This window comes from Allobosea sp. P4_C6 (assembly GCF_056402015.1).
The window spans coordinates 1-8,501 of the sequence record NZ_JBFUIF010000086.1; the positions used below are offsets into that span (position 1 = coordinate 1).

The following is an 8,501-nucleotide window of genomic DNA, read 5'->3' on the forward strand; positions in this document are numbered from 1 at the left end:
CAGCAAGGACGGACGCGAGCTCAAGGTCCGCGCTGACGGACCGCTGGCGTTCAACACGATCGAGTTGATCGAGAAGGCAGCGCTGGATGGCTTTGGGTTGGGTTTCCTGCCGCGGGATAAAGTTCGGCATCATCTGGAAGCCGGCCGCTTAGTCAGCGTCCTTGAAGACTGGTGCCCAAGCTATCCAGGCTATCACCTCTACTACCCCAGCAGACGGCAGCCTACGCCGGCTTTTGCCTTGCTAGTGGACGCGTTGCGCGTCAAACGGTGAAACAGCGAAATCGCTCTGGGCGATAGTCACAAGTTCTGCGTCTGCTTTGCGGCAGCGACGTCATGTCAGCAGTTGGCGCAAGTTTAGCCTGCGGCTACTTGGTGGCGCACACCATCGGTGACTTGGAGCCGGGAAGACGGCGAGTAACGGTAAACTCGCAATACACGCTTCCTACTTTCACCCTCAAAGCTCTGACTTGCCTGTCGGGAACCAACTCTGAATGGTCTTCGGCACCATTTCCCCTCGCAGCGGCTTCGCATAAAAATAGCCCTGAGCAGAATCGCACCCTGCTTCTCGCAGGCGTGCGGCCTGTTGGGAGCTTTCGACCCCTTCCGCAGTCGTATGCATTCCCATAGCGTGACCGAGGCTTACGATGGCGGCGACAATCGCAGCGTCACTGTCGTCGCTGATCAGGTTCCGCACGAAACTCTGGTCGATCTTGATGTGGTCCACGGGGAACTGCTTGAGATGGAGAAGCGACGCAAAGCCCGTCCCGAAATCATCCAGAGCGATGGAGACGCCGGCGTCGTGCAACTTGTTCAGGATGAAGGACGCCGTCGCCGTTCTGCGCCCGAGGAAAGCCGTTTCCGTCACTTCGACTTCAAAATGCGCCGAGGAGACACGTGTATCCTCCAGGATGCGGATAATCCTGTCGGCGAGCCTCGGGTCTGAGATCTCGGCGGAAGACAGATTGACCGCCACGCGACCGCATTCGAGACCCTGATTCAGCCATGATCGAACATCGGCCGCAACCTGGCGGATCATCTGCTCGCCCAGAGCAATCGAAATGGCCTGCTCGGCGAACATCGAGCCAAAATAGTCAGGCGTGAGAAGCCCTTTGGTCGGATGGTTCCAACGCGCGAGGGCCTCGAAGCCGACGATCCGGCCTGTCACCAACGACACTTTTGGCTGGTAATAGGGAACGAACTGCTGTGCTGCGAGCCCTTCGCGGACGTCGTGTGCGATGGTCACGCGATGCTCCATCGTCTCGCGGGCGGCGCTGGTATAAGCAACCGCTTGGCTGCGCCCCTGCTCCTTCGCGCGATAGAGCGCGATGTCGGCGTCCTTCATCAGTTCGACCGGATCGCGGTGATGCTCAGGGAAGGTTGCCAGCCCGATGCTGACCGTTGTGGAAAGAGCTCGTCCTTCGTGCTGGAAGGGAGCACGGAGAGCTTCTACGATTTCCGTAGCAAGGGCAGTTGCTTCACTTCCCGCTGAAATATCGGCGAGTATGATGGCAAACTCGTCGCCCCCGAGGCGTGCCACGGTATCGCCTTCTCCGACAAAGCTTCTGAGCCGAACGGCCGCCTCCTGAAGGAGGAGGTCTCCAACCGCATGGCCGAGCGTGTCATTGACATCCTTGAAGTCGTCGAGATCCAGTAGCAACAGCCCCACGCCGGCCCCAGAGATTCCGGCATTCGCCAGCGCCTCGTTGAGGCGAGCCYGGAAGAGCGCCCGGTTCGCCAGGCCCGTCAGAGGGTCGTGATTGGCGGTTCGCCAGATGGCCTCTTCGGCGGCCTTCCGATCTGCGATGTCGAAGGTCAGTCCGATGAGCCGATTTTCGTCCTTTCGCTCGGCCCTGAGAGCAAGCCACGTTTGCGAGCCGTCAGGAGAAAGGTAGCGCACTTCGGCCGCGCCACTCCCTTCCGACCTGACGGCGCTCCAGAAGGCCGTCACTATTCCTCGGTCGTCGGGATGGACCCTGTTGATGAAATCGCCTGCCGGTCCCGAGGAAATGCCAAGCAGCATCATGGAATTCTCGGAGCGGTCGACCCACTGCGTCTCGAGATCGAGCTCCCAAGCAGCCATCCTGCTGGCCTGCAAAGCCAGCCGCAGGCGCTCCTCGCTCACCCGGATCGCGTTCTCGGCCGCTTTTCGTATGGTTATGTCAGTAAAGGTGCGCACCATTCCGCCGTTGGGGAGGCGGTTGGTTCGAACTTCCAGCACCGTGCCGTCTGGTCTCTGCCTATCGTAGTCCAGGATTTCTACGTGTATCCCTTCATATTTGATGGCCCGAAGAAGCTCCTCGGTGACAGTACCAAATTCACCTTGTTCCATCTGCCATCTCTTCACTGCCTCGAAAGATGGATTGGAACGCATCAGGTCGGGTGGCAGGCCGAGCAGATCGATCGCGCGCTGATTGCAGACGGCCACATAACCATTGGCATCGACCATCAGAATTCCCTGGTCCACATGCTCCAGGACAGCGTTCAATAGAGCACTGTCCACGGGGAAAGATCGAGTCATGCGCTGAGTAGTCAAGCGTCGGCCTCTCGCCAAGCTAACGGTCGATCAGGGTATGGCCGCGCGCTTTCGAAATGCTGAAAGATCGAGATCGATTTGCCCGATATCCTGTGTCCAACGGTGGCTTGGACGACCTTCCTTTACCCAGCTGCCCGAGGCGCCGTTTAGTCTCCACCAAGACCTGGCGGCTACGAGGATGCGCTCGCCATGATGAAGGATGTCGGCAAGCGCGCGGCGCAAAAGCCTGATGAAGGTGTTCCTACCGGCAACGGTTCGGAGCGAGCGAAAGGGCGATCGAACACCAGCCGTGCACGACATCATTTCCGTCCTGTCGTTATGAGCAAAGTGTTCGGCCCGCTCCATCCGTCCGGCTGCGTAAAAACCGCTAGTTGGTCGCGTATATCCGCCCAGGCCGCCTCCTGAGCGGGCGGTGCAAGTTGTGACAGCATGGCCATTACGGGCGCGGCGGCCACCCGGAGGAACTTGACGTAATCGTCGACCGATGGAAGGCGGAATGGAGCCTCAAGCCGAGCAGTTGAAATTTCGCCGAAGCCAGCATCCAGAAATAGCTGGTCGAGGTCCCCCGCGCGCCCGAGGCTTAGAAGGCCGCCGGGCGCAAATGGATCTCGCGGCGGAAGCCCCGCATGGCGTGAAGCTGTCGTCATGAGACTGCGGAGACAGGGATTCTGATCCGGCCCGGCGAAGACCATGGCTGAGAAGCAGCCCGTGGGCTTCAACGCCGCTTGGACAGCGGCGAGGCAACGCGCCGGCTCTGGCATGAGCATGAGGCCCAGGCGGCAGATCGCTGCGTCGAAGACGTCGACCTCGGGCAGGGGCATCTGGGCGTCCGCAACCCGCCCTTCGACGATCGAGAGGCCAGCAGAAAAGGTGTTGCGCTGAAGGCGATCGACCAGCATCGGCGACAGATCGGTGGCAACGATCCGACCTGACAGGCCCAACCGTTTCCCGAGCGCAATCGTCTGGTCACCGGCGCCGGCGGCCACGTCCAGGACGCATCCCCCCGGCTCGACGCCCGCCAGGTCAAACATCGTTTGCGTCGGCTTCGAAAGCCACGCCGCGAGCGCCGCAGATTGGGCGTCCCACCCTTCAGCGGCGGCGTCCCATTGTTTGCGTGTCGCCTCAACCGTGGGGCTGGTTAGCTTGTCGGTCATTGGCCCGCCTTGGAATGAGGACGTCACTCGTCCGTGCTGCACGGGTGTCGACAGCAGGCCCAGCTCCGAGAACCTGACGCTCACATTGAACACACCCACGCAACGAACCGAGTCGCCAACGGGCGACGGAATGATTGGTTCCGTTACGGAACCTCGCTCGAAGGCCGTCCGTTTGAATCCGCAAATGCGCGAGTTTGTGAGGTATCGCCATGGTTTCGATATGGGGAGCCGCCGGGCCAAATCAGCGCCCCAGCCTCGTCAAGCGGGCGCTCTGCACCGAGCGGTGCCAGGACACAGCTGGCCGCCATTTTAACGTCATCGTGTGGCGAGATTGGCCGGGTCTTTCGATCACCTCATATTCACTCGAAGATGGCACTCCCGTCGAATACCACGACGAGTGCTATTTCAAGCTGCCGTCGGGCAAGACGCTAACCCGGTGCGAACACTGACGGTCCATGAGCCGCCGAGCCGTCGAATTTTGCCACGAAGCTGAGATGGCGGTCGGAGTAGGCGGTAACAAGGAGGACAATTTCGTGACCATTCCCCAACTGCGCCCTCATTCCTAGTGAGAAGCTGCCGGGGTCGACCGATCGAATATCACCGATAAGGGTGCCACTGCACCACGAGCCGTATTCATTGTGGACAAGGCGATAAGCAATCGGGAGGTCCGTGCCGTCGCGCAGGATCAACCTGCCTTGGCCGGATTTCATGACGTTCTCGGTTTTGATTGTCCGGCCGAACCGCAATCGGCGGGAGGTAGCGCGCAAAGGCAGCGCTATGCATATTAGGCGCGTGTATTGAAGTGATAGCAAGCGCCCGACCGCGGACCCGGCCGCAGCTCCCCTCGGCTCAGACCTCCCGCTATGGCTTCAATACAACCTTGATGCAGCCGTCCTCCTTGTCGCGGAATTTTCTGTACATTTCGGGGGCATCCTCAAGGTTCGCCGGATCGGTGATGACGAAGCCYGGATCGATTTCTCCGGCCTCGATTTTGGCCAGCAGCGGCTTGGTGTAAGCTTGGACATGGGTCTGGCCCATTTTAGAAGTCAGGCCTTTGTTCATCGCGGCGCCCAGCGGGATCTTGTCGCCCATTCCGACATAGACGCCGGGGATTGAAACCGTGCCCCCTTGCGGCAGCACATTATCGCCTCACGGAGAACATGGACCCGGTCGGTAGCGAGAAACGTCGCGGCCTTGACCTTGTCGAGTATGGCATCAGCTGCGCCGTGCCGGCAGCTTCGCAGCCAACGGCATCAATGCAACTGTCAGGGCCTCGACCCTTCGTCCGCACCATCAGCTCGTCGTAGACGTCCAGTTTGGAGAAGTTGATCGTTTCGGCGCCGCCGGCTTCAGCCATCGCCAATCGTTCGGCAACCTCATCAATCGCGATGACCCGGCCGGCGCCGAGAATGAAGGCGGATCGGATTGCGAATTGGCCGACCGGTCCACATCCCCAAATTGCGACGGTGTCGCCCTCCTGAATCTGGGCATTCTCCGCGGCCATATAGCCGGTTGGGAAAATGTCGGAGAGGAACAGCGCTTGCTCGTCCGAGACGCTGTCGGGGACTTTGATCGGGCCAATATCGGCCATTGGGACGCGCAAATATTCTGCCTGCCCACCGCTATATCCGCCGAGCATATGGCTGAAGCCGAACAAGCCCGCCGGTGACTGGCCCATGGCCTTCGCGGCCATCTCCGCATTTGGGTTCGTGCGGTCGCAGGCTGAGAACATTCCTTGCCGGCAGAACCAGCAGTCGCCGCAGCTGATCGTGAAGGGCACGACAACCCGATCGCCGATCTTGAGATTGGTTACCTCTGAGCCGAGCTCGACAACCTCCCCCATGTTCTCATGACCGAGGATATCGCCGCTCTCCATTGTCGGCTGATATCCGTCGAGCAGATGCAGGTCCGACCCGCATATCGCGCAGCAGTTGATTTTGATCACCGCGTCGCGCGGATGCTGAATTCGGGGATCGGGCACCGTATCGACTCGGACATCTCCTTTGCCGTGCCAGCATAGCGCGCGCATTGGGGGTACTCCTCTTTGGGGATAATTCGCGATCGGCTCGCGCTGCTCGACTAGCCCACGTCTTAGGCCCGGCCGGCTAGCCGCGATGTGGCTGACTAGTATTCAGGCGATGCAGAGCAAATGCGACTTCGCCTTGCTGCGCGGAAACTCAAGCTCTGGAACATGTTCTGCGGCTCGACGTATCGCTGTCCTTCCCGCCAAACAATTGCTGAAGGGCGTCAGTTCGGCGTGAAGGTGATCGACCGGCACAAACATCGGATTCTCCTTGAGCCTCAGCCGAAGGAGTAGTGGCGGTCTGCATATTGTCGGGAATTGCCGGCGGCAGCTCTCTGTCGCGCTGGCTCCAGATACGCCACCAACTGAGAGCGAACGGACATAGTTCCGGTCGAACCCGTGGATTCTTCCAGCGCACCGACCTCGGCAAAATCTAGCGACGCGTCTGGTTGCTGACGGCAACTTCAAAGCTGGCGCCCCCGCGCGCGAACCTAATCATGGGCGAACGACTGACACTCGGGGGATTCCGGCCGCGCGAACGCTCTAACGCTGGTGAGATTGGGCCCCGGAGGCAGACCGATGCCCACATCCATTCAGGTTGGAACAAGTGACTGAGGGCACCGTTCGACCATCAGGCTGGAACAATTCAATCAGATGGAGAGCGGCATGGGTTGGTTCACTAAAGACATCGCCACGATGGACGATCTGTTCGTCCACACCCTTCAGGACATTTATTACGCCGAGAATCAGATCCGGAAGGCATTGCCGGACATGGTCTCGAAGGCGACGAGCCCGGATCTGAAACGCGGCTTCGAAATGCATCTACGTGAGACCGAAGGGCAGATCACTCGACTCAAGGAGGTGTTCAAGCTCCATGGCGTCGAGGAAAAGGGAATTACCTGCCCCGCCATCGACGGCATCCTCGAGGAGGCCAACGACATCGCTGGCGAAGTCGACGACAAGCAGGTTCTGGACGCTGCTTTGATCGCCGCGGCCCAGGCCGTGGAGCACTACGAGATTACCCGGTACGGCACCCTCGTGGCTTGGGCGAAGCAGCTCGGACGCGACGATTGCGCAGCCCTGCTGCAGCAGAATCTGGACGAGGAAGCTGCCACGGATAAGAAACTCACCGAACTCGCTGTCAGCGGCATCAATCGCAAGGCTGCGTGATGCAAAGGCCCCATCTCGTCGGATGGGGCCCTCTCTTCGCCGAGCCAATATAGGAGGCGAGCATGGACCCTTCAGAGCCGATCACCACCGGCCGGGATTTGGCATTGCGTCTGAACTCGGCTTTTCCCGAACGCGATTGGGTTGCGCTCCTCGCGGAGCGATCCGGCACAGGCCGCGATTTTGTCGAATGGCATCTGCAGGAAGACATGATGCCTCCGGAAACGCTTATTCGGGCAGCTGCCGAATTGCTCGATGAACAACCGGCGGGCCGGCTAAGCTCAAATGATTTCAGAGCAGTTCAATGACGATCCTCGACCACGACGAGTATCGTGCGGCCGTTGAGCGCGCGGTGGCTCTTAGCGACGCATCCGAGGGGTCCGAAGAGGCCCGGGAGTTCAGTCGTCTTACGGCGGAGATTCGCGACTGGGATGAAGCCCACAAGGGCGATAATGCTCATGGTCCAGAGGAGGACCAGAGCCTGCTGCGGCCGGACGACCTTCCATTCTCTGGACTGCCAGGCAATCTCGGAAGGCTATACAAGGACTGATTGGTACCATTCGGAGCAGTACCCCACGTGCCATGGTCTACCGGCCGATAGGCGCTGCCGGTACATCCGCGGCTAACGCCCGATCGGCGGTAGCAGAAGGGAGTCAGCGGGGTAATGTCGGCTCCCTTCGATGGTCATCTTGGCAGATAACCATCGCTGCCGGCGCTTGGTAACAAGCAGCGGTAGCGCTGCCACAACGGGGTAAGCCACGGTCGGGTTCCGCCGCGGCAAAGACTCATGCAACGACAGAGCGTCGATATCGCTCGATCGCACGTAGCGTCAGATCGTCCTCATCCTCAGCGACCGCGACCAAGCTTGCTACGATGTAAGCCAGCTTGGTTCGCTCTTGCTCGTCAAACGCATCGGGAATGGTCGATCGAATCTCGGACCAGGCTGCATCGAGCGCTGCTTGCGCGCGGGCCAGGTCGACCGGGTCACTCAACGATGAGAATGGCATGGCTCCTTCCTCCGCCTGGGTGTGCGGCCGAAAATTTAGGCAGTCGCATCACCGCTGCAAGACTGAAGCGAGACAAAAAAAGCCCGCCGGCGGAAGCCAGCGGGGCAGATCGTTCAAACCGAAGGAGATCATCGGTTAACAGCGGCGCGACGCTGAGGTTCCCGGCAGGAGGGATAAAAACACCCTGTCCACCCAAGCGTGACCGGGTCTTGAACGACTCAACATGGGACACCTAAATCATCGTGATCCGGGCGCCAACGGCCGCGCGGACCCAAATCCATGTTGATTCTAGGAGGATGTGGCTATGGCACTAACGCCTTCGGATGAATTTGAACGCCCAGTCGTCATTCTAACCGGTCTCGGAATTCCGACCGCCGTCTCGTCGGCGATGGAGGCGTACATGTTCCTGGCCGATTGGCCGAAAAGCCAGCGAGACCCTGGCCACGCCTTTGCGGTGAAGGCCTGCTTGGCGGCGGTCCGCGGTGAGATCGAGCCCGAGACTGCGAAAGGTCTCTTTGCCTCGTGGGCTGAGAAGCAAGACATTTTGGCTCCAGACATCGCGGCGTTTGCCAGCAGCGGACGGAAAGGTTCGCACGGCACCGCCTGAAGCGAAGAGG

At 60.1% G+C, this 8,501-nt stretch carries 10 protein-coding genes and 1 pseudogene; 5 read left to right on the plus strand and 6 right to left on the minus strand.

Annotated elements, in window-relative coordinates; genetic code table 11:
• A partial coding sequence (locus AC1DVA_RS25460) for a LysR substrate-binding domain-containing protein (protein WP_476807728.1) occupies positions 1 to 271 on the plus strand: 271 nt, incomplete at its 5' end.
• Positions 272 to 454: 183 nt separating this feature from the next.
• Here AC1DVA_RS25460 and AC1DVA_RS25465 read toward each other — a convergent pair.
• The 5 genes and pseudogenes from AC1DVA_RS25465 to AC1DVA_RS25485 all read right to left on the minus strand — a co-directional run bounded on the left by AC1DVA_RS25465 (position 455) and on the right by AC1DVA_RS25485 (position 5,971).
• Complete coding sequence (locus AC1DVA_RS25465; protein WP_476807729.1) at positions 455 to 2,485, minus strand: putative bifunctional diguanylate cyclase/phosphodiesterase; 2,031 nt, start codon at positions 2,483 to 2,485, stop codon at positions 455 to 457.
• 347 nt (positions 2,486 to 2,832) lie between these two features.
• Positions 2,833 to 3,687, minus strand: a complete 855-nt coding sequence (locus AC1DVA_RS25470; RefSeq protein ID WP_476807730.1) for a class I SAM-dependent methyltransferase — start codon at positions 3,685 to 3,687, stop codon at positions 2,833 to 2,835.
• Positions 3,688 to 4,115: 428 nt separating this feature from the next.
• A complete protein-coding gene (locus AC1DVA_RS25475; protein ID WP_265052956.1) occupies positions 4,116 to 4,397 on the minus strand; it encodes a hypothetical protein in 282 nt (93 codons plus the stop codon).
• Between the two features lie 151 nt (positions 4,398 to 4,548).
• A pseudogene (locus tag AC1DVA_RS25480) lies at positions 4,549 to 5,716 on the minus strand (zinc-dependent alcohol dehydrogenase).
• 102 nt (positions 5,717 to 5,818) lie between these two features.
• Positions 5,819 to 5,971 carry a hypothetical protein gene (locus tag AC1DVA_RS25485; protein ID WP_476807731.1) on the minus strand — a complete coding sequence of 51 codons (153 nt, stop codon included), beginning with the start codon at positions 5,969 to 5,971 and terminating at the stop codon, positions 5,819 to 5,821.
• Positions 5,972 to 6,376: 405 nt separating this feature from the next.
• Here AC1DVA_RS25485 and AC1DVA_RS25490 point away from each other — a divergent pair, with 405 nt between their 5' ends.
• The 3 genes from AC1DVA_RS25490 (at position 6,377) to AC1DVA_RS25500 (ending at position 7,427) form a co-directional block, all read left to right on the plus strand.
• Positions 6,377 to 6,880, plus strand: coding sequence for a YciE/YciF ferroxidase family protein (locus AC1DVA_RS25490; RefSeq protein ID WP_265052958.1), 504 nt, complete (start codon positions 6,377 to 6,379; stop codon positions 6,878 to 6,880).
• A gap of 62 nt (positions 6,881 to 6,942) precedes the next feature.
• Positions 6,943 to 7,185: a hypothetical protein gene (locus tag AC1DVA_RS25495; protein ID WP_265052959.1), complete on the plus strand. Its 243-nt coding sequence runs from the start codon at positions 6,943 to 6,945 to the stop codon at positions 7,183 to 7,185.
• Entirely contained in the window at positions 7,182 to 7,427 is a 246-nt protein-coding gene (locus tag AC1DVA_RS25500) for a hypothetical protein (RefSeq protein ID WP_265052960.1), read from the plus strand. Before AC1DVA_RS25495 ends, AC1DVA_RS25500 begins: the two co-directional genes overlap by 4 nt.
• Before the next feature lie 235 nt (positions 7,428 to 7,662).
• Here AC1DVA_RS25500 and AC1DVA_RS25505 read toward each other — a convergent pair whose 3' ends face one another.
• Positions 7,663 to 7,884: a hypothetical protein gene (locus tag AC1DVA_RS25505; protein ID WP_476807732.1), complete on the minus strand. Its 222-nt coding sequence runs from the start codon at positions 7,882 to 7,884 to the stop codon at positions 7,663 to 7,665.
• A 304-nt stretch (positions 7,885 to 8,188) separates the two neighbouring features.
• On the opposite strand from AC1DVA_RS25505, the gene AC1DVA_RS25510 reads away from it, so the two are divergent.
• The gene (locus tag AC1DVA_RS25510; protein ID WP_265052962.1) at positions 8,189 to 8,491 is read left to right on the plus strand and encodes a DUF982 domain-containing protein; all 303 of its coding nucleotides are present in this window, start codon (positions 8,189 to 8,191) and stop codon (positions 8,489 to 8,491) included.
• Positions 8,492 to 8,501 lie beyond the last annotated feature (10 nt).

Bases quoted from the DNA above. Each gene is read 5' to 3' on its own strand.
- AC1DVA_RS25475 (WP_265052956.1), bottom strand. From the start codon at position 4,397: ATGAAATCCGGCCAAGGCAGGTTGATCCTGCGCGACGGCACGGACCTC.
- AC1DVA_RS25485 (WP_476807731.1), bottom strand. From the start codon at position 5,971: ATGTTTGTGCCGGTCGATCACCTTCACGCCGAACTGACGCCCTTCAGC.
- AC1DVA_RS25505 (WP_476807732.1), bottom strand. From the start codon at position 7,884: ATGCCATTCTCATCGTTGAGTGACCCGGTCGACCTGGCCCGCGCGCAA.
- AC1DVA_RS25510 (WP_265052962.1), top strand. From the start codon at position 8,189: ATGGCACTAACGCCTTCGGATGAATTTGAACGCCCAGTCGTCATTCTA.
- AC1DVA_RS25490 (WP_265052958.1), top strand. From the start codon at position 6,377: ATGGGTTGGTTCACTAAAGACATCGCCACGATGGACGATCTGTTCGTC.
- AC1DVA_RS25495 (WP_265052959.1), top strand. From the start codon at position 6,943: ATGGACCCTTCAGAGCCGATCACCACCGGCCGGGATTTGGCATTGCGT.
- AC1DVA_RS25470 (WP_476807730.1), bottom strand. From the start codon at position 3,687: ATGACCGACAAGCTAACCAGCCCCACGGTTGAGGCGACACGCAAACAA.
- AC1DVA_RS25500 (WP_265052960.1), top strand. From the start codon at position 7,182: ATGACGATCCTCGACCACGACGAGTATCGTGCGGCCGTTGAGCGCGCG.